This is a genomic window from Methylocystis suflitae (assembly GCF_024448135.1).
Lineage (GTDB): Bacteria > Pseudomonadota > Alphaproteobacteria > Rhizobiales > Beijerinckiaceae > Methylocystis > Methylocystis suflitae.
Window position 1 is genome coordinate 1 of sequence record NZ_JAMRYX010000196.1, and the last position, 19005, is coordinate 19005.

At 62.6% G+C, this 19005-nt stretch carries 20 protein-coding genes; 10 read left to right on the plus strand and 10 right to left on the minus strand.

The genetic code is table 11. From position 1 onward, the window contains the following. Positions 1-203 precede the first annotated feature (203 nt). The 4 genes from sucD to NEI07_RS14925 all read left to right on the plus strand — a co-directional run bounded on the left by sucD (position 204) and on the right by NEI07_RS14925 (position 5829). Complete coding sequence (gene sucD / locus NEI07_RS14910) at positions 204-1088, plus strand: succinate--CoA ligase subunit alpha (RefSeq protein WP_175093938.1); 885 nt, start codon at positions 204-206, stop codon at positions 1086-1088. 69 nt (positions 1089-1157) lie between these two features. Beyond that, positions 1158-4148 (plus strand): 2-oxoglutarate dehydrogenase E1 component, encoded by a 2991-nt coding sequence (locus NEI07_RS14915; protein ID WP_256035600.1) that lies wholly within the window; start codon positions 1158-1160, stop codon positions 4146-4148. Positions 4149-4175: 27 nt separating this feature from the next. Next, positions 4176-5456 (plus strand): 2-oxoglutarate dehydrogenase complex dihydrolipoyllysine-residue succinyltransferase, encoded by a 1281-nt coding sequence (gene odhB / locus NEI07_RS14920; RefSeq protein ID WP_256035601.1) that lies wholly within the window; start codon positions 4176-4178, stop codon positions 5454-5456. 103 nt (positions 5457-5559) lie between these two features. Next, entirely contained in the window at positions 5560-5829 is a 270-nt protein-coding gene (locus NEI07_RS14925) for a BQ00720 family protein (RefSeq protein ID WP_196391850.1), read from the plus strand. Positions 5830-5897: 68 nt separating this feature from the next. Here NEI07_RS14925 and NEI07_RS14930 read toward each other — a convergent pair whose 3' ends face one another. Both NEI07_RS14930 and NEI07_RS14935 read right to left on the minus strand, forming a co-directional pair. Further along, complete coding sequence (locus NEI07_RS14930; protein WP_256035602.1) at positions 5898-7208, minus strand: hemolysin family protein; 1311 nt, start codon at positions 7206-7208, stop codon at positions 5898-5900. Between the two features lie 162 nt (positions 7209-7370). Beyond that, positions 7371-7796: an Hsp20 family protein gene (locus tag NEI07_RS14935; protein ID WP_256035604.1), complete on the minus strand. Its 426-nt coding sequence runs from the start codon at positions 7794-7796 to the stop codon at positions 7371-7373. 173 nt (positions 7797-7969) lie between these two features. On the opposite strand from NEI07_RS14935, the gene NEI07_RS14940 reads away from it, so the two are divergent. Together NEI07_RS14940 and NEI07_RS14945 are read left to right on the plus strand one after the other, a co-directional pair. Continuing rightward, the gene (locus tag NEI07_RS14940; protein WP_256035605.1) at positions 7970-8404 is read left to right on the plus strand and encodes a hypothetical protein; all 435 of its coding nucleotides are present in this window, start codon (positions 7970-7972) and stop codon (positions 8402-8404) included. Positions 8405-8440: 36 nt separating this feature from the next. Further along, positions 8441-8851: a DUF6460 domain-containing protein gene (locus NEI07_RS14945; protein WP_256035607.1), complete on the plus strand. Its 411-nt coding sequence runs from the start codon at positions 8441-8443 to the stop codon at positions 8849-8851. Positions 8852-8862: 11 nt separating this feature from the next. Here NEI07_RS14945 and NEI07_RS14950 read toward each other — a convergent pair whose 3' ends face one another. Together NEI07_RS14950 and NEI07_RS14955 are read right to left on the minus strand one after the other, a co-directional pair. Then, positions 8863-9819: an extensin-like domain-containing protein gene (locus tag NEI07_RS14950; protein WP_256035608.1), complete on the minus strand. Its 957-nt coding sequence runs from the start codon at positions 9817-9819 to the stop codon at positions 8863-8865. Positions 9820-9965: 146 nt separating this feature from the next. Beyond that, positions 9966-10742, minus strand: a complete 777-nt coding sequence (locus tag NEI07_RS14955; protein ID WP_256035610.1) for a hypothetical protein — start codon at positions 10740-10742, stop codon at positions 9966-9968. 439 nt (positions 10743-11181) lie between these two features. On the opposite strand from NEI07_RS14955, the gene NEI07_RS14960 reads away from it, so the two are divergent. Continuing rightward, entirely contained in the window at positions 11182-11667 is a 486-nt protein-coding gene (locus NEI07_RS14960; RefSeq protein WP_256035612.1) for an SH3 domain-containing protein, read from the plus strand. Between the two features lie 157 nt (positions 11668-11824). Here NEI07_RS14960 and NEI07_RS14965 read toward each other — a convergent pair whose 3' ends face one another. Beyond that, on the minus strand, positions 11825-12238 hold the full coding sequence (locus NEI07_RS14965; protein ID WP_256035614.1) for a DUF2852 domain-containing protein: 414 nt from the start codon (positions 12236-12238) through the stop codon (positions 11825-11827). A 396-nt stretch (positions 12239-12634) separates the two neighbouring features. Here NEI07_RS14965 and NEI07_RS14970 point away from each other — a divergent pair, with 396 nt between their 5' ends. Beyond that, positions 12635-13786, plus strand: a complete 1152-nt coding sequence (locus NEI07_RS14970) for a Fic family protein (protein WP_256035617.1) — start codon at positions 12635-12637, stop codon at positions 13784-13786. A gap of 97 nt (positions 13787-13883) precedes the next feature. On the opposite strand, the gene minE is transcribed toward NEI07_RS14970, so the two are convergent. The 5 genes from minE to NEI07_RS14995 form a co-directional block, all read right to left on the minus strand. Next, entirely contained in the window at positions 13884-14204 is a 321-nt protein-coding gene (gene minE / locus NEI07_RS14975; protein ID WP_256035618.1) for a cell division topological specificity factor MinE, read from the minus strand. Then, positions 14201-15016, minus strand: a complete 816-nt coding sequence (gene minD, locus NEI07_RS14980; protein WP_256035620.1) for a septum site-determining protein MinD — start codon at positions 15014-15016, stop codon at positions 14201-14203. The genes minE and minD overlap by 4 nt, the downstream gene beginning before the upstream one ends. A gap of 13 nt (positions 15017-15029) precedes the next feature. Then, entirely contained in the window at positions 15030-15830 is an 801-nt protein-coding gene (gene minC / locus NEI07_RS14985; RefSeq protein WP_256035621.1) for a septum site-determining protein MinC, read from the minus strand. A gap of 104 nt (positions 15831-15934) precedes the next feature. Next, the gene (locus tag NEI07_RS14990; protein WP_123174345.1) at positions 15935-16555 is read right to left on the minus strand and encodes a TetR/AcrR family transcriptional regulator; all 621 of its coding nucleotides are present in this window, start codon (positions 16553-16555) and stop codon (positions 15935-15937) included. Between the two features lie 43 nt (positions 16556-16598). Beyond that, positions 16599-17345, minus strand: a complete 747-nt coding sequence (locus tag NEI07_RS14995; protein ID WP_256035622.1) for a YebC/PmpR family DNA-binding transcriptional regulator — start codon at positions 17343-17345, stop codon at positions 16599-16601. Between the two features lie 104 nt (positions 17346-17449). Between NEI07_RS14995 and NEI07_RS15000 the strand changes: the two genes are divergently transcribed. Both NEI07_RS15000 and NEI07_RS15005 read left to right on the plus strand, forming a co-directional pair. Then, on the plus strand, positions 17450-18385 hold the full coding sequence (locus NEI07_RS15000) for an LOG family protein (protein WP_256035623.1): 936 nt from the start codon (positions 17450-17452) through the stop codon (positions 18383-18385). Between the two features lie 120 nt (positions 18386-18505). Further along, entirely contained in the window at positions 18506-18850 is a 345-nt protein-coding gene (locus NEI07_RS15005) for a YidB family protein (RefSeq protein WP_256035624.1), read from the plus strand. Positions 18851-19005 lie beyond the last annotated feature (155 nt).

The following is a 19005-nucleotide window of genomic DNA, read 5'->3' on the forward strand; positions in this document are numbered from 1 at the left end:
GTTCATCCAACGTAAAGACTCTCCGCGCCAAAACAGACGGCGAGAACGCGACGCGGCCCCCTGTCGCAGGGGCTTTCGCCGCCTTGTGCGGCTGAGCTTTTGTCAATAGGTTCCGCGCGGGCGACGACGGGCGGCGGCTCCGGTTTTTCGCTTCATTCAAAGGCGCGCGCGCCGTTTTCGCTTGCTCTCGGGATTTGCGCTTCATGTCCGTGCTGATCGACAAGAACACCAAAGTCATCACTCAAGGCTTCACCGGCAAGACCGCCACCTTCCACTCCGTCCAGGCGCTCGACTACGGCACCAAAATGGTCGGCGGCGTCTCGCCCGGCAAAGGCGGCTCGATCCATCTCGATCTTCCGGTCTTCGACACGGTCCTCGAGGCGCGCGAAAAGACCGGTGCCGACGCCTCCGTGGTCTATGTGCCCCCGCCGGGCGCCGCCGACGCCATCTGCGAGGCGATCGAGGCGGAGATCCCGCTGATCGTCTGCATCACCGAGGGCGTTCCGGTTCAGGACATGATCCGCGTCAAACGCGCGCTTTGCGGCTCGAAGTCCCGCCTCATCGGCCCCAACTGCCCGGGCGTCGTCACCGCCGGCGAGAGCAAGATCGGCATCATGCCCGGCAATATTTTCTCGCCCGGCTCGGTCGGCGTCGTGTCGCGCTCCGGCACCCTCACCTATGAGGCCGTGTTCCAGACGACGCGCGAAGGCTTAGGTCAGACGACAGCCGTCGGCATCGGCGGCGATCCCGTCAAAGGCACGGATTTTATTGAAGTGCTGGAGTTGTTTCTCGCAGACGAGGCAACTAAGTCCATCATTATGATCGGCGAGATCGGCGGGGCGGCGGAGGAAGACGCGGCCCAATTCTTGAAAGACGAAGCTAAGCGCGGCCGCAAGAAGCCGGTGGTCGGGTTCATTGCGGGCCGCACCGCGCCTCCCGGCCGCCGCATGGGTCATGCGGGCGCGATCGTCTCGGGCGGCAAAGGCGACGCCGAAAGTAAAATCGCAGCCATGGAGTCGGCGGGCATCAAAGTGTCGCCCTCGCCTGCAAGGCTGGGAAAGACCTTGGTCGAAGCGCTGAAGGGCTAGCGCTGGCCCGCTCATCGCTTCGAAAGTCGTCGGCGGCTTTGAGCGCCGGCGCTTTTGGGAAAGATTGAGATGGCGCGTTTTGAAACCAATGGCGGCGCCGGACCCGCCGCGCCCGTGGGCGCGCGCTCGCCGCAAAATGACTTTCTCGCGTCGACATCCTTTCTGCAGGGCGCGAACGCCGCCTATCTCGAGAGCCTGCTTGCGGCCTATGAGGCCGATCCCTCCTCGGTGAGCGCCGACTGGCGCAGTTTTTTTGCTGAGATGGGCCTGCGACCACAGGAGACGGCCGTCGCCGACGGCCCGAGCTGGGCGCGGCGCGACTGGCCGCAGCCGCAAAACGGCGAATGGGTGAACGCGATCGTCGGCGAGGCGCCGGCGCCTATGAAATCGCCAGTTGCTCCTGTCCCCGCGCCGGCGCCCGGCGGCGAGGACGTGTTGCGGGCGACGCGCGACTCCGTCCGCGCCCTGATGATGATCCGCGCCTATCGCATGCGCGGCCATCTGCACGCCAATCTCGATCCGCTGGGACTGGAGCAGCGCTACGATCACGGCGAGCTCAATCCGCAGACCTACGGTTTCACCGACGAGGACTACGAGCGCAAAATCTTCCTCGATGGCGTGTTGGGGATGCGATACGCCACGCTCTTTGAAATGGTGACGATCCTGCGCCGCACCTATTGCGGGACGATCGGCTTCGAATTCATGCATATCTCCAATCCGGAGGAGAAGGCCTGGCTGCAGGCGCGCATCGAAGGGCCGAAGAAGGAGATCGTCTTCACGCCGGAAGGCAAGCGCGCGATCCTGAACAAGCTCGTCGAGGCGGAAGGTTTCGAAAAGTTCCTCGACGTCAAATACACCGGCACCAAGCGCTTTGGCCTCGACGGCGCCGAATCCATTGTTCCGGCGCTGGAGCAGATCATCAAGCGCGGCGGCGCGCTCGGCGTCCAGGAAATCGTGCTCGGCATGGCGCACCGCGGCCGTCTCAACTTGCTTTCGCAGGTGATGGCGAAGCCGCATCGCGCGCTGTTTCACGAATTCAAGGGCGGCTCCTTCCTGCCGGATGAAGTCGAAGGCTCCGGCGACGTCAAATATCACCTCGGCGCGTCATCGGATCGCGTGTTCGACGACAACAAGGTGCATCTCTCGCTCACCGCCAATCCGTCGCATCTTGAGATCGTCGATCCGGTCGTGCTCGGCAAAGTGCGCGCCAAGCAGGACCAGCATCATTGCGCCGACGGCGATCGCCGCTCGGTGATGCCGCTCCTCATCCACGGCGACGCGGCCTTCGCCGGCCAGGGCGTCGTCGCGGAATGTTTCGGCCTTTCCGGATTGAAGGGGCATCGCACCGGCGGCTCGATCCACTTCATCATCAACAATCAGATCGGCTTCACCACCTATCCGCGCTACTCGCGGTCCTCGCCCTATCCGTCCGACGTCGCGAAGATGGTCGAGGCGCCGATTCTTCACGTGAATGGCGACGACCCGGAGGCGGTCGTCTTCGCCGCGCGCGTCGCCGCCGAATTCCGTCAGCAGTTCCAAAAGCCCGTCGTCATCGACATGTGGTGCTATCGCCGCTTCGGCCATAATGAGGGCGACGAGCCGGGATTCACCCAGCCGCTGATGTATAAGAAGATCCGGGCGCATCGAACGGCGCTCGATATCTATGCGGACCGCCTGATCGCGGAAGGCGTCACGACTCGCGAAGACGTCGATCGCATGAAGGAGGACTGGCGCACCCGGCTGAACGCAGAGTTCGAAGCGGGCCAGAGCTACAAGCCCAACAAGGCGGATTGGCTCGACGGCCGCTGGGCGGGAAAAAAATCGGGCTGGCAACTCTCGGAAAACGAACGTCGCGGACAGACCGGCGTGGCGCTCGAGACGCTGCAGCACATCGGCGCCGAGATCACCTCGACGCCGCCCGATTTTCACGCCCACCGCACGATCCAGCGTTTTCTCGACAATCGGAAGGCGGCCATCGAACATGGCGGGCCGATCGACTGGGCGACGGCCGAAGCGCTGGCGATCAGTTCGCTGCTCTATGAAGGCTACAATGTGCGGCTCTCGGGGCAGGACAGCGAGCGCGGCACCTTTTCGCAACGTCACAGCGTGCTCATCGATCAGGAGAACGAAGCCCGTTATCTGCCCTTCAATCACATCGCCGAAGGCCAGGGCCGCTACGAAGTCGTCAATTCGATGCTTTCTGAGGAGGCGGTGCTCGGCTTCGAATATGGCTATTCGCTGGCCGAGCCCGACGCGCTGGTGTTGTGGGAGGCGCAATTCGGCGATTTCGCCAATGGCGCGCAGGTCGTCTTCGACCAGTTCATTTCATCGGCCGAGCGCAAGTGGCTGCGCATGTCGGGACTCGTCTGCCTCTTGCCGCATGGCTACGAAGGCCAGGGTCCGGAACATTCCTCCGCGCGGCTCGAGCGCTATCTGCAGCTGTGCGCCGAAGACAATATGCAGGTGGCCAATTGCACGACGCCCGCGAACTACTTCCATATCCTTCGCCGTCAGCTGCACAGAAGCTTCCGCAAGCCGCTGGTGCTGATGACGCCGAAATCGCTGCTGCGACACAAGCGCGCCGTCTCGCGGCTCGGCGAGATGGGCATGGCCTCAAGCTTTCAGCGGCTGCTCCTCGACGACGCCGAGACGGCGCCGACGGAGACGTTCGTCCTCAAAGCCGACGAAAACATTCGCCGGGTCATTTTGTGTTCCGGCAAGGTCTATTACGATCTTCTGGACGAACGCGAGAAACGCGGCGTCGACGACGTGTATCTGCTGCGGGTCGAGCAGCTCTATCCTTTTCCGCTCAAAGGCCTCGTCGCGGCGCTCGGGCGCTTCAAGAACGCCGACGTCGTGTGGTGCCAGGAAGAGCCCAAGAACATGGGCGCCTGGTCCTTCGTCGATTCCTATCTCGAATGGGTGCTGACGCAGATCGGCGGCAAGTCGAAGCGCGCGCGCTATGTCGGACGCCCCGCTTCGGCCTCGACCGCGGCGGGCACGATGTCGCGCCATCTCGCGCAGTTGAAGACGTTTTTGGAGGAGGCGTTCGCGCCTTAGCACGCGACGCCAGCAAAGAGAGAGCCGATGGCTGAAATTCGTGTCCCGACCTTGGGCGAATCGGTGACTGAAGCGACCATCGGCCGCTGGTTCAAGAAGGCGGGCGACGCGGTGCGCGCGGATGAGGCGCTCGCCGAGCTCGAGACCGACAAAGTGACGCTCGAAGTCAACGCCCCCGCCGCCGGCGTGCTCGCCGAGATCGTCGCCAAGGAGGGCGAAACTGTCGCTCCTGGCGCGCTGCTCGGACAGATCGCCGAGGGCGCCGCGGCGCCGGCGAAGAGCGGCGAGACCGCCGGCAAAGGCCCCGCGCCGAAACCGGCGCCGGCCCCCGCAGCGCCTGCGCCCAAATCCGCTTCGGCGACGGCCGCGACGACGATGCCGCCGGCGCCCTCCGCCGCCAAGATCGCCGTCGAGCAGGGGATCGACATCGCTCAGGTTCCCGGCAGCGGCAAGCGCGGTCAGGCGCTGAAGTCCGACGTCGTTCAATTCGCCGCGCGTCAGGCGGCTGCCCCGCAGCCCGCGCAGGAAGGCCGCGTCCCGGAGCTTCCGGCGCAGGAAGCGCGTGTCGAGGCGCCGGCGCCCCGCGTTCCCATCCCGCAGGAAGACGCCCGCCGCGAAGAGCGGGTGAAGATGACGCGCTTGCGTCAGACGATCGCCCGCCGGCTGAAAGAAGCGCAAAACACCGCCGCCATGCTGACGACGTTCAACGAAGTCGACATGTCGGCGCTCATCGACTTGCGCAAACGCTACAAGGAGGCGTTCGAGAAGCGGCACGGCGTGAAGCTTGGCTTCATGGGCTTCTTCGTGAAGGCCTGTTGCCAGGCGCTGGAGGAGATCCCCGCCGTCAATGCGGAGATCGACGGGACGGACATTATCTACAAGCGCTTCTGCCACATCGGCGTCGCCGTCGGCACGGAGAAGGGACTCGTCGTGCCGGTGGTGCGCGATGCAGAGCGTCTGTCGCTCGCCGAGATCGAAAAAACCATCGCCGAACTCGGCCGCAAAGCGCGCGAGAGCGCGCTCGACATCGCCGATCTGCAGGGCGGCACCTTCACGATTTCCAATGGCGGCGTCTATGGTTCGCTGATGTCCACGCCGATCCTGAATGCGCCGCAATCGGGCATTCTCGGCATGCACAAGATTCAGGAGCGCGCTGTGGTCGTCGACGGCAAGATCGAAGCGCGGCCGATGATGTATCTGGCGCTTTCCTACGATCACCGTGTCGTCGACGGGAAGGAGGCCGTGACTTTCCTGGTGCGCGTCAAAGAGTTGCTCGAAGATCCTGCACGGCTGGCGCTCGGCCTGTAGCCGCGACCCCTTCAAAATCTCCAAAGGCTACACATCTATTTTCAGACGGCGCGCCGCCTAAGGGCGCCGTCGGCGGGGCGAAAGGACCGCCATGGAGGTAGAGATGGAAATGAAAACCGCCACCGAAACCAGAGAGTCTCCGCTGACGCCGGAGCAGTTCGCGCATCTTGGCGATGGCCTCATCGCTTATGTGCGGTCGATGCGCTCGGAAGACGTCAACCGGCTTTACCCGCAGGCGCCGCAGATCGCGCCAGGGCTGACGATCTTTGCGCTTTTCGGTGCGGATGGCGCGCCGATCGTGCTTGCGGATTCGGAAGAAGGCTGCATCGGCAACGCCCGTGAAAACCATCTCCAGATGGTGAGCCTGCACTAACCCTCCCACAACAGAGGCGCGCCGCCGGCGCGCCTGCAGCCCGGCCCAAATTAAGCGCAACGCATCCGTTAGCTTCTCTGCTGTGCGCCGTTGTGGCTCTCGGCGGTGAGCTTTGACGCGAGCACCTTGTCGAGTCGGCGTCCGTCAAGGTCGATGACCTCAAAGCGCCATCCGAGCTTCTCCACCGTTTCGCCCAGAGTCGGAAACCGGATGAGCCCGTCGAGGACAAGGCCGGCCACCGTTTCAAAGCTCCTGTTCTCGGGGAGCGCAACGTGCAAGAGCTCGGCCATTTCGTCGACCGGCATCCAGCCGGCGAGCAGCCAGCTGCCGTCTTCGCGCTGAAGCGCCTCGGGCTCCTCATGCCCCTCGTCGGACCTGAACGCGCCGGCGATGGCGTCGAGAATATCGGCCGGCGTCACCACGCCTTCGAAATGGCCATATTCGTCGTGCACGAGCGCCATCGGCGTCTCGGCTTCGCGCAAAACATTCAGCGCGTCGAGCGCGTCGATCGAATCGGGCACGACCGGCGCCGAGCGAACATGGGCTTCGAGGTCGAGCGGCTCGCCGCGTAGCGCGGGCCCTAGCAGGTCTCGGATCAGCAGGACGCCGATCATGTCGTCCATATCGCCCCGGCTGACCGGCAGACGCGCATGGGAGGTCTCGATGAGCCTCCCGCGCAGAATGTTCTCCGGCTCGCCGAGATTGAGCCAGTCCACCTCCGTGCGCGGGGTCATCAGCGCACGCGCGGCGCGGTCGCCCAGCCGCAACACGCCCGCGATCATCTGCTGTTCGTCGGCCTCGATCGCCCCCGCCGAATGCGCCTCGGCGACGAAGGTCTTGATTTCCTCGTCGGTGACCGAGGACTGGAGTTCACTCGCCTGGCCGACGAACAGCAAGATGAGCTTCGTCGACTCATCGAGCAGCCAGACCACCGGCGTGCCCAGAGTGGAAAGCAACGTCATCGGCGCCGCCATGCGGCAGGCGATGGCTTCCGCATGGCGCAGCGCGATGTTCTTGGGCAGCAATTCGCCGATCACGACGGAAAGATAGGTGATGAAGCCGATGACGCCGCCATAGCCGATCCAGTCCGCCGCAGGTTCCGAGAGACCAAGCGCACGCAACTCTTGCGAAAGCCGCTGACCAAGCGCGGCGCCGGAAAAGGCGCCCGCGAGGATTCCGACGAGCGTGATCCCGATCTGAACGGTGGAGAGGAAGCGACCCGGATCTTCCGCCAGCGCAAGGGCGGCGGCGGCGCCGCGGCGACCTTCGGCGGCCAAAGTCTTCAGCCGCACTTTGCGCGACGAAACGATGGCGAGTTCGGACAACGAGAAAATCCCGTTGATGACTATCAATACAAGCGCGACGGCTAGCTCGAACATGACACCTGATAGGGCTTTCTGCGCAGGCTCTCAAGCAAATGGCGTCGGCAAGCGGTCGACACGACGGCATTTGTCGCCTGGGCGTCGATAAGATCCTGCTCCACCATTTTTGATTTTGAGCAATTCCTTATCGATCACGTCATTCCTATGATCGGGAAGCGCTCAGTCGCGGGCCGCGATGTCGATCTTCTTGACGACCCGCTCCGGCTCGGGCCGCGCCAGATCGATGGAGAGCAGTCCGTTGACGAGATCGGCGCCGAGCACCTGCATCCCTTCGGCCAGGAGAAAGGCGCGCTGAAACTGCCGCGCGGCGATGCCGCGATGCAGGAAATGGCGCTCTCGATCCTCTGTTTGGCGCCCGCGAATGACGAGCTGATTCTCTTCGAGCGAGACGTCGAGCTGGTCGCGGGTGAAGCCCGCGACGGCGAGGGTGATCCGAAGCCGCTCCGGCGCGCTCTCGACGCGCGGAATGCGCTCGATATTATAGGGCGGGTAGCCGTCGGAAGCGGTGCGGGCGACGCGGTCGAGCGCCCGTTCGATCTCATCAAAGCCGAGCAGAAACGGCGAATTGAGCGGCGGACGCGACATGTCACTGAAGCCCTGTTGGCGCCTCTTCGGCCGGAGCCCATGAAGCGCTCCGGCCACAGCTATATGACCGGACCGGCCGCGCCATTCAAGCGCGGCCGATGCGCGCGGCCGCCATTGACGCGGGAACGACAAACGCCCATGTGCGATCAAGCTTCCCCTTAAGAGCGGCGACCATGGGCAAAGCACGCCACCTCTTCCTCGCGATTGTCCTGGCCGCGTCTTTGAGCGCGCCGGCGGTCGCCGAAACGCCGCCGCCGATCATCGCGCCCGACAGCGAACGCTTCACGCTGACCCCCGCCGAAGGCGGCTATGTCCGGCTGAATAAAGAGACCGGCGCCCTGTCGTATTGTTCGGTGAAGGACGGCGTCACGGCCTGTCGGCTCGGCGCCGAGGAGCGCGCCGCGTTTGAGGCGGAGATCGACCGTCTGCGCAAGGAGAACGCCGCGCTCAAAGCGCGCGCCGAGGCCGCGCCCGTCCCGCCCACGGCAAGGCCCAACATGGCGCCAAGCGAAGAGGAATTCGAGCGCGCGCTCTCCTTTACCGAGCGTTTTCTGCGCCGCATAATGCGCCTCTTCCGCGAAGAGACGTCGCCCGGAGGCGCTCTGTGAGGGCCAGAGGGAAGATGCATCCGCAGGAGCGCCCCAATGGCTGATCAGGGACCTTTCGCCAATTGGCCGCATCTCGACAAGCCGCGCCGGCCTGAGCGGCCGGAGGCCCGGCGCGACGTGCTGCTCCTGCCGAGTTGTGACAAAATATCACAGGAAACCAACCAGATGGCGTCGAACAACACGCTTGAAAATTTCCTCGGCGGCTCGCCGCTCAATACTTTCGCGCGATTGCTCGTCATTTCGCTGGTCGTGGGCGCCCTGCTGATGTGGCTGGAACTGCGGCCGATCGACATTTTTCGCGGCGTCCAGGCCTTCTTCGACCGCATCTATCAGCTGGGTTTCGGCGCGGTGCGGGAGCTGGTCAGCTATGTGCTCGCCGGCGCCGTCTTTGTCGTCCCAGCTTGGCTCGTCCTGCGACTGGTGAATATGGGCGCGAGCAAGCGCTGAAGCTGGAAGACCTATAGTCGTCGCCCGCGGCCGATGCTCGACGTCTGATCCATGTCTTCGATGAGCTGGCCGATGCCGTCGCGGCGCGGCGGCAGCGGCGGCGGTGGAGGCGGCGCATAGGCCTCCGGTCCAGCGACGGCTCCAAACCCGTCCCGCGCGCCAACTCCAGGCCCTTCGAAGGCGGCGAGCGGCGGCTTGCCCGTCGTGTCATTGTCGGTCTCGTCGTCCGGCGCAGGCGCCGCGCGCCGCCCCTGAGCGATCAGCGGCGACGAGTCGGGCGGCGGCAGCGTCTCTTGCGGCTCGGGCTTGCAGATGCTGCGTCCCGAGCGGCCGTGCAGCGCCAGATCGACGTGAATATGGTTGTAGTGGAAGGCGTTGGAGCCCGGCGACAGCACCGTCGAGAAATGCCCGCATGAGCCGCGATGCACGTCCATCAGGAAGGCGCGCGTCTGTTCGTCGCCGTGGCGCCAGTCGCGCACGAGCGTGATCTCGCGGCCGTCGGCGAGCACGAAGCCGCCAATGTCCAGCGCATTGCCGAAGGAATGTTCGGAAAGCTGCGCGCCGCGTTGATTGTTCATGCCGCGGCAAGCGTAAGAGCCCATCGAATTGATCTGAACCACCTGCTGTCCGAAGCGCGCCTGCGCGGCGGGCTGGACGGTGTCGGCGAGCCAGGCGTCGAGTTCGGCGACCATCGAGCAGTCGAGGGTGGCGGTTGCGTTGAAGGAAACCGCCCCGCCCTGGAGCGCCGTCACCTTGAACGGCCTGGTGAGGCCGCAAATGCCCGGACCGTCGACTTCGGGGGCGAGCGCGATGAATTCGGAAGGGTTGACGCGTCTTTCCGCGAGACAGGCGTTTTCAGCCTGCGTACGCCAGGCCGGCCGCTGCGGCTTCTGCCCGATCGAGCAAGCGGAAAGCGTCGCCGCGACGAGCGCCAGCACGAGCAGCGAGTGATGGGCGCGGCGGACCATGCCGCGAGGATGGGCGCCGGGCCGTTAATTCAGGGTCGAGAATTGTAGTTAATGCTCAGATATTTGGGGACTGTGGCGGGCGATCCACGCGCCCGCGCAAGCCGCACGGATGCGCTGCTCATGACGCGGTAGCGCGGGAGGCGTGATCAGCGAGCAAATTTGCTCAAGCGCCGCTTCCATGATTCGCCGGCCTTGAGTTCAGTCTTCAAAACCCATTTCCTTCGAATCGTCCTGATCGCCCGCGACGATGTCTTGAGAATGACTTCCGGTTCCGGTTCTTTCGCGCGCTGCAGCGTGAGATTCGGGGGCGCCACTGCTGGCTGCGGCTTCACCTTCTTGGGTTCCGCAGGAACAGCCTTTGCAACTTTGGCCGGCTGACGCACACGACGCGTACGAGTTGATGCGCCTCTCGCCGGAGGATCGATTATGACGTCGGCTTCCAGTAGGTTCGGGAGCACGCGCCCCCGATGGCCGTTCGACTCCGGCGGAATTTGGGAATGTTCAGCTGCTCTGCCGCCGAAAACCGCATCCGCCGCGTCTAGAGCCGCCAAATATGTGGCGTCACGTTCGACGTCGACGGCCGCCGCAGCGCTCGGGTCCTTAAGAGATATGCTCCCGGCAGCATTTTCAGCCTCTTTGATCTTCCAGGGATTGGAAATCCGAGATTTGGGAGACCGACCTTTATATGCCGTGATGAATGGACGCGTGGGCTGGCGCATTGAAGCTGCAGATCTTTCTGTTGACGTATATGGCAAGGAAGGTTGCTCGAAAGACCCGCCTCGGCACAAGCGTAATTTAGTATTGAGAACACGCACGCGCATGACGCTCAGGCCAAGCGTCTCGGACGAAGGACGTTCGCAACATATAACGGAAAAGGCGCAACACGTCATCGTCATGGCGCACTCATGGCGTAAATCGGACATTGCCGATTTACTCGCGAGTCTGCTGTCGCGCGTCCCCTCTTGATAACGCCAACGCCAGCTTGGCATGCGTCGGCGGCGTCTCCGCGGCGGATAATGTAGAGGCGGAACTCAAACTCTTCTTTCGCCAAGACGCGGCGCGCTCACATCCGTTTTGAGCAGATCAGTCAGGTTGCAGACACAGGCTGCGGCTGTGGGGCTGCGTCCTTCTATCTAACGAAATATTGTGCAACCCCTCTAGAAAAGCTTCAGGTCTATCCCAACTGAAAAACCATCAAGCGCTGCGGTTTGCTTTTTCTTGTCTCCTGAACAACGAATGAGTCGGAGCGTTGCTGAAAGACCCGCTAAACGATCTCAGTAAAGCCCTCCATCCGCTCGCCTGATATGTCGGCGCAACGTGAGAAGACAGAAGTCCGTTGTCGTTCATTTGGGAGATTTGGTCATGCGAAACATGCTCATTGCAGCGACAGTCGGCCTTGTCGCTTTTCTTGCCCAGGACATTGCCCAGGCGACCCCCGCCCAAAGTCCAGCCGAACTGCGCGCCGGACCAGGAATGTCGTGGAAAAAAATCGGTCAGATCCCGGCCGGCGCCGATGTAGAGGTGTTGAGCTGCAACGAGGGGTGGACTCACAGCTGGTGCCAGGTCCGCTATGGTTCGAAGACCGGATGGGTGAATGCGCCTGTGCTCGGGACCTCGCGATCAGAGGTCGTCATCGCGCCGGTCGTGACGACCAACGCCGCCAGTCTGAAAAAGCGGGCGAGCATGTTTTCACGGGTTATCGAGACGATTCCCGGCGGCGAAAAGGTCGACGTCCTTGGCTGCCCGCATGGACTCGGCAGCGGCTGGTGCCACGTCTCCTACAATGGCAAGACCGGATTCGTCAGAGGAGGCCTTCTGAAGCGCCAAGGATCGGTCGTTCCTCAGTGAGAAGGCGCCTGCGAGGCGAATTCCTGGCCGGGAGCGCCTCGCTGCCCGTCTGCTGAATCATAGATGCCGCGCGCGAAGCCGGCCGCAAAAACGTCAAGGCGCAAATCGGACATTGCCGATTTGCGCCTCTTGTGTTCAGCGCAGCGCCTAACCGGCCTTACGCGCCTTTGCCCTCGCCGTTCTTGCGGCCGCGCATGAAGGATTCGAACTCCTCGCGGTCGCGCGCGCGGCGCAGTTGGTCGATATGCTCGGCGAAATCGCGCTCCGCTTCGGCGACCTTGCGACGCTCTTCCTCGAGACGCGCGAGTTCGCCTTCGCGCCATTCGTCGAAGGCGACATTGCCGGTCGAGCGCATGAAGGAGGGGCCGCCCCAAGCGGTCGATCCCTCTCTCGCGACGCCGCTCACGGCTTCCTTCACCCGCGCGCCCTGCTCCTGGGCAAAGGCGAAGAAGTCGCCTTCATAGCCCTGGCTGCGCTGCCAAAGCTTCCAGACCAGAATGGCGAGGCCGAGCGGCCAAAAGATGAAAAAGCCAAGGATCACCGCCGCGATCTCATAGGGCCTCCAGGACATTCGCCCGCAATGCCAGGAGGGCGATCCGCCCTCTCCGGATGACGACATGCGAGAATAACGATGGCAGCTCATGATGGGCTCCAGTTGGTCAACGGCCGTTCGCCAAAGCGGGGCCGACACCAATGTAATATGCATTAACATTGGCGCAAGGGAAAGAGCGCGAAGACAAGAGGACGAGGGGAAGCGCGGCAATTTAGTGAGGCCAGACCAAAAGTCCGTAACGTTCAGGCTTGATCAGACGTTCTTATTAAATGCCTGCGATAGTATGGAGCGATCTCATGCCCTTAAATTTGTCCGGCGAATATATGGGACCCAAAGACCTCCATATTAACGCTCTACGATAATATGGGAACTTATATCGAATCATATTAAAGGTTTTCCATAACAGGAATTGGGGTGACTAATTTGAGCGATCGATCGGGAAAATACGCCCTGCAGCCGAGCGGATACAAAGCTTTCATACCTGCGCCCTTGCCGCCCGATCCACCCGTGGAAATCGATTCCGAAATGCAATGGCTGCTGTCCGAGGCCGATCGCGCCCTGGGTCGGCTTGACGGCTCCATTCAAACTTTGCCCAACCCGGAACTGTTCGCATTTATGTATGTGCGCAAGGAGGCGGTCTTATCCAGCCAAATCGAAGGCACGCAAGCCTCGATAAACGACCTTCTCAAAGCCGAGGCGAAGATATTCGATTCTGAAGCGCCAAACGATGTCGACGAAGTTTTGAACTATGTCGCCGCCATGAATTACGGACTGGCGAGACTGCGAGAAATCCCCCTATCCATACGATTGATCAAAGAACTGCATCAGCAATTGCTCAAAGGGGTCCGCGGACGAAATCTTCAGCCGGGAGAACTGCGTCGCAGCCAAAACTGGATCGGCCCGGCCGGCAGCACGCTTTCAACGGCGACATTCATCCCTCCTCCTTATCAAGAGGCGGAGGCGGCATTGGGCGAATTGGAGAAATTTCTCCATGCGAGCGATGAGCTGCCGCCGTTGATCAAGATCGGCCTGGCTCACGCCCAATTCGAAACCATCCATCCGTTTCTTGACGGCAATGGGCGCATCGGGCGGCTGTTGATCACTTTTTTTCTTTGCCAGCAAAACATATTGCAGAAGCCCGTCCTTTATCTATCTCATTATTTCAAGCAACATCGGAGCGAATATTACGAGAAACTGCAAAGAACGCGGGTCTCCGGCGATTGGGAGGGCTGGCTTAAGTTTTTCCTGAGAGGGGTGGCGGACGTGGGCCGACAAGCTACGGATACGGCGCGCGAAATCGTCGACCTGAGAGAAAAGCATAGACACATAATTATGAACGAATTTGGAGGAACGGCCGCGAATGCAAATAAGCTTCTAGAATATCTTTATTCGCATCCAACAGTAAGTGTGAATGGTGTAAAAGAACTTCTACAAGTGAGTTTCCCGAATGCAAACTCTCTTGTAGAAAAATTCTGCAAAAATCAGATATTGTTTGAAATCACAGGGCAAGCAAGAAATAGGGTCTTCAGCTATTCGCCCTATATTAATCTGTTCGCCAATCTATAGGGGAGTCAGCGCTTGAAAGAACGCCGAGACGGCGCGCGATGCGCGCCGAACTCGACTGTATTTTCCTGTTGCCGCCTTTCGCAAGCGCTGCAAGCCGTCACGCCGCCTTGCCGCTCAGATCATCTTCAAGCACGGCGTCATCTGCGAACGGCGCGGTCGTTTCGCGCGTCGCCTCCGGCTCGATTTCGATGTCGATTTCGAGCAGCGACATGTCTTCCTTGCGATGCATCTTCACCATGACCTTTTCAGGGTCGACGTTGATGTGCTTCGAGATCGCGATGAGGACTTCCTTGTGCAGCACGGCGATGAGATCCGAATCGCGCGCCGATTTGCGTTCATGCGCGAGAAGGATCTGCAGGCGCTCGCGCGCAACCGGCGCGGTGGCGCCGCGACGCCCGAACAATCCGAAAATATTCATGCCGCCCTCCGACCAAAGAGCCGAACGAAAAGTCCCCTCTTGTCAGCGGGAATGTTCACCGGCAGTTTTTCGCCACACAGCCTCTTCGCCGCTTCCGAATAGGCGCGCGCAGCGGGGCTCATGGCGTTGTGAAGAATGATCGGCGCGCCGACGTTCGACGCGCGCAGAACGTCTTCGCTCTCCGGCACGATTCCAAGCAGCGGTATCGAAAGAATTTCGAGCACGTCGTCGACGCTGAGCATCTCGCCACGGCCCGCGCGCTGCGCGTCATAGCGCGTCAGCAGCAGATGTTTCTCGACGCGTTCGCCCTTTTCGGCGCGCTCGGTCTTGGCGTCGAGCAGTCCGATGATGCGATCGGAATCGCGCACCGAGGAGACTTCCGGATTGGCGACGACCACCGCGACGTCGGCGAAACGCATTGCGAGCGTCGCGCCGCGTTCAATGCCGGCGGGACTGTCGCAGACGATCCAGTCGAATTTTTCGCGCAATTCGCCGATGACCCGCTGCACGCCCTCTTCGGTCAAGGCATCCTTGTCGCGCGTCTGCGACGCGGGCAGCAGATAGAGATTGCTCAAGCGCTTGTCGCGGATGAGCGCCTGATGCAGCTTCGCGTCGCCCTGGGCGACGTTGATGAGATCAAAGACGACTCGCCGCTCGGCGCCCATGACGAGATCGAGGTTGCGCAGGCCGACATCGAAGTCGACGACCGCGACCTTGTGACCCTGTTGGGCCAGCGCGGCCCCGAGAGCCGCGGTTGACGTTGTCTTTCCGACGCCTCCTTTGCCGGAGGTCACCACCAAAGTCTTGGCCATTGTTCGTCCTCTCTTAATCGAGCCGCGCGATCTTGACCGTCTCGTTTTCGAGCCAGGCCTGGATGGATTGGCTCTGAACGTTCGCCGATATCTCGTCGGCGGTCAGATAAACGCCGCAAACCGAGAGCAGCTCGGCTTCGAGCTTGCGGCAGAAAATTCGCGCGCGCTTTTCGCCATAGGCGCCGGCCATCGCGCGGCCGCGCAGCGTTCCGTAGATATGCACGGAGCCGCCCGCCATGATTTCCGCGCCCGACGCGACGGAGCCGATCACGGTCACGTCGCCGTCCGGGTGATAAATCGACTGGCCGGAGCGCACCGGCTCCAGCAGGATCAGCGGCGCGGGGGTCGGGGCCGGCGGCTCGGACGCTTTGGGATCGACGGTCTGCGCGCCGCCGGCGCCGAGCGCGTTGGCGATATCCTCGAAGGCTGCTTCTTCGCTTGGGGACAGCGTTCCAGGATTTGCGTCTTTGGCGCGCGTTGCGCTGACGTCCGGCGGCGGCTGCGGGGTGGCGCGACCGCCGGCCAGAATCGGCGGCAGATCGTCGGAGGCCCATGACGGGTCGACGCCCGACAGTCCCATGACGCGTATGCCGCGCCGGGCGAGATTTTCGAGAAGCTCGGTGAGTTGCGGCCGCTCGAGCGTCAGTTTGGCGAGATCGATAACGATCGACTTCCGGCTGAAGAAGGCGGGCGACTGCTCAAGCAACGCGTCGAGCTGCTCGAACCAGCCTTCGATCGGCTGCTCAGGCTCCAGCGTCAGGACGGGAAAGGACCTGCCTCTGAAGCGGATGTGTCGGGATGACGCTTGCGTCACGGAAGCCCTCACGCAATTAGGATTTACGTCATTTGAGGGCGTTAACGTTAATGAACGATTAAAGCGCGCGCGTAATTTGACGCTCGTCGCGCTTTATCAAGAGATTATGCCGGCGCGGCTTTGGCGCGCGCCGCGGCGCTCTCCATGACGCCTTGCGCGGCGCTCTCGAGCACCAGCGCCGGATCCGCGCTCTTGACCGGATCGAAATGACCGGAAATCGTCAACATCGCCACGCCATGCGCGAGCGACCATATTTGAAGCGCCGCGTAGCGCGCGCCTTGCGCCGGCGCGCCCGCCTGCTGCAGCCAGGCGACTACGGCCCGCCAAAGGATTTCGAGCGCATGGTCGGCGGCGCCGCCCGCTCCCGGATCGGCGAGCGTTTGCGCCTGCCCGAACATGGCGGCGTAAAGCCCCGGTTCGTCCCGCGCGAATTTGAGATAGGCGGCGCACATCGCCCGCATCGCGCTCTTGGCGTCGGGCCGGCCTTCGTCCCATGCCGTTTCAATCCGTGCGCCAAATGTCTCAAAGCCGCGGCGCGCCAGCTCGCTCATCAGCGCGTCGCGTCCGCTGAAGTGGCGGTAAGGGGCGGCGGGCGAAACGCCGGCGCGTCGGGCCGCCTCGGTGAGCGTCAGCGCCGATGGTCCGCCTTCGGCGAGAATCTCAAGAGCGGCGTCGATCAGCGCCTGTTTGAGCGACCCGTGGTGATAGCCTCGCTTATTGTGCATCTCTCACCCCGGCGCGGATCGGCGTCATCGCCCCATCGCCGGGTTATCCCGAGAGCTTGGCGACGAGCGCGTCGGAAACCTCGAAATTGGCGTAGACGTTCTGCACGTCGTCATTGTCCTCGAGCGCGCCGACGAGCTTGAGGATCTTCTCGCCCGAGTCATCGTCGACCTTGATCGTGTTCTGCGGGCGCCAGACGAGCGCCGCCTTGCGGGGCTCGCCGAATTTCTCCTCGAGCGCCTTGGCGACGTCGCGCAGCGATTCGACGGACGTGATCACTTCATGCGTTTCGTCGGTCGTCGAGACGTCGTCGGCGCCGGCGTCGATCGCCGCCTCCATCATCGCGTCCTCCGTCGCCGCCTTCTTGTCGAACTCGACGAGGCCGACGCGGTCGAACATGAAAGAGACGGCGCCGGTCTCGGCGAGCGAACCGCCGGCCTTGGTGAAATAGGAGCGCACCTCGCCGGCCGTGCGGTTGCGATTGTCGGTCAGGGCCTCGACGATCACCGCGACGCCGCCGGGCGCGTAACCCTCGTAACGCACCTCATCATAATTTTCGGCGTCGGCGCCGGAGGCCTTCTTGATCGCGCGCTCGATATTGTCCTTCGGCATATTCTCCGCCCGGGCCGCGAGAACGGCTGCCCGCAGCCGCGCGTTCATATTCGGGTCGGGCAGGCCCATCTTGGCGGCGACGGTAATTTCTCGGGCAAGCTTCGAAAACAGCTTGGAGCGGATCGCGTCCTGCTTACCCTTCTTGTGCATGATATTCTTGAATTGACTATGCCCGGCCATGCGCTCTCGCCCTGCTCCTCGACCAATCTTCGCCTTTCGGCGTCCGGCGGGTCATATACGCCGGACGTATATGGAAATAAAGAAAAGCGCCAAGGAGAGCATGATTGAGCGCAAGCGATGAAGAGCGAAGTCGGTCCGAGCCCGATGAGCGGACGCCGTCCGGACTGCCGGCGCCGCACATCCCTGACCTCGCCGCCGCCAAGCGGCTGCAGGCGATCCTCTCCAGTCCCTCCTATCGCAAGGCCGACGAGGACATTCATTTCCTGACCTCGGCCGAAGCCCGCGGTCCCCGACTGGAGCTGGAATATCTCAAGGCCGAACTGCTGCTGCGACGCCATGGCGTCACCGATACGATCGTCGTCTTCGGCTCGACTCGCATCGTCGAGCCCGCCTTAGCGGAAAGCCGCCTCGCCGAATCGCAGGCGCTGGCGACGGCAAATCCCGAGGATGCGACCCTCGCCAGACAGCTGACGGCGGCAAAGCGCGCCCGAGAAAATTCGCGCTATTATCAGATCGCCCGCGAGTTCGGCGGGCTCGTCGGCGCCGCCCGCGAGAGCGGAGACTGGCCGCGCCTCGCGATCGTCACCGGCGGCGGACCGGGCATTATGGAGGCGGCGAATCGCGGCGCCTTCGAAGCCGGGGCCGAGACGGTGGGGCTCAACATCACCCTGCCGCACGAGCAGTTGCCCAACAGCTATGTCACGCCATCGCTTTGCCTGCGCTTCCGCTATTTCGCACTGCGCAAGCTGCATTTCATGCTCCGCGCGCGGGCGCTGGTCGCCTTTCCGGGGGGCTTTGGCACCTTCGACGAATTATTCGAGACGCTCACGCTTGTGCAGACGGGCAAGGTCAAGCCGATCCCGATTATTCTCGTGGGGGAAAACTATTGGCGACGCGCCTTTGACGTCGAATTCCTGCTCGACGAGGGCGTGATCGACGCGCAAGACCGTCATCTTTTCCGCTATGCTGAAAGCGCTCAGGACATTTGGGCGGAAATCCGCCGCTGGGGCGAACGCAAGGAGGATCTCCTATTTGAATGAAGGCCTTAGGCTGTGTCGGCGACCGGCTGCCCGATCCCCTGCCATTGTAAAGCCTATGCCCTGCCTTATCTCAGCTAGCGCGGCGCAAGGCGCGCGCTTTTTGAAAAAGGGAGAATGACCATGAGTTGGCTCAAAGCGATCGCGGGCGGCGTGATCGGCGCCGAAGCCCTAAACCTTATTAAGGATTATGTGGAGAAGCAGGGCGGCCTCGACGGCGTCGTCAAGAATTTCGAGAATTCCGGACTGGGGAAGCAGATCCATTCCTGGATCGGCCTCGGCCCGAATGAAAAGATCAGCGAGATGGACATCAGCAAGGTTGTCAACGCCGACAAGCTGATGGAAATCGCCAAGAACGCCGGCGTCGACATCGACAAGGCGAAAGCGCTTCTCGCCCAGTATTTGCCGGAAGTGATCGACAAGGCGACGCCTGAAGGCAAACTGCCGCCGCCCGACAAGCCGGCGTAAGCGGACCAACGCCGTTCTCTCCGCTGCCGACGGCGGCGCCTGCCGCCGTCCGGCCTGTTCTTGCCCACGCTCTTGCTTCAGGCGCCCTGATTCTGTAATTGCGTCGCGCGCGCCCTTTTGCGCCCGCGCTAGGTCGAGAAACGCCCGGAGGGCGC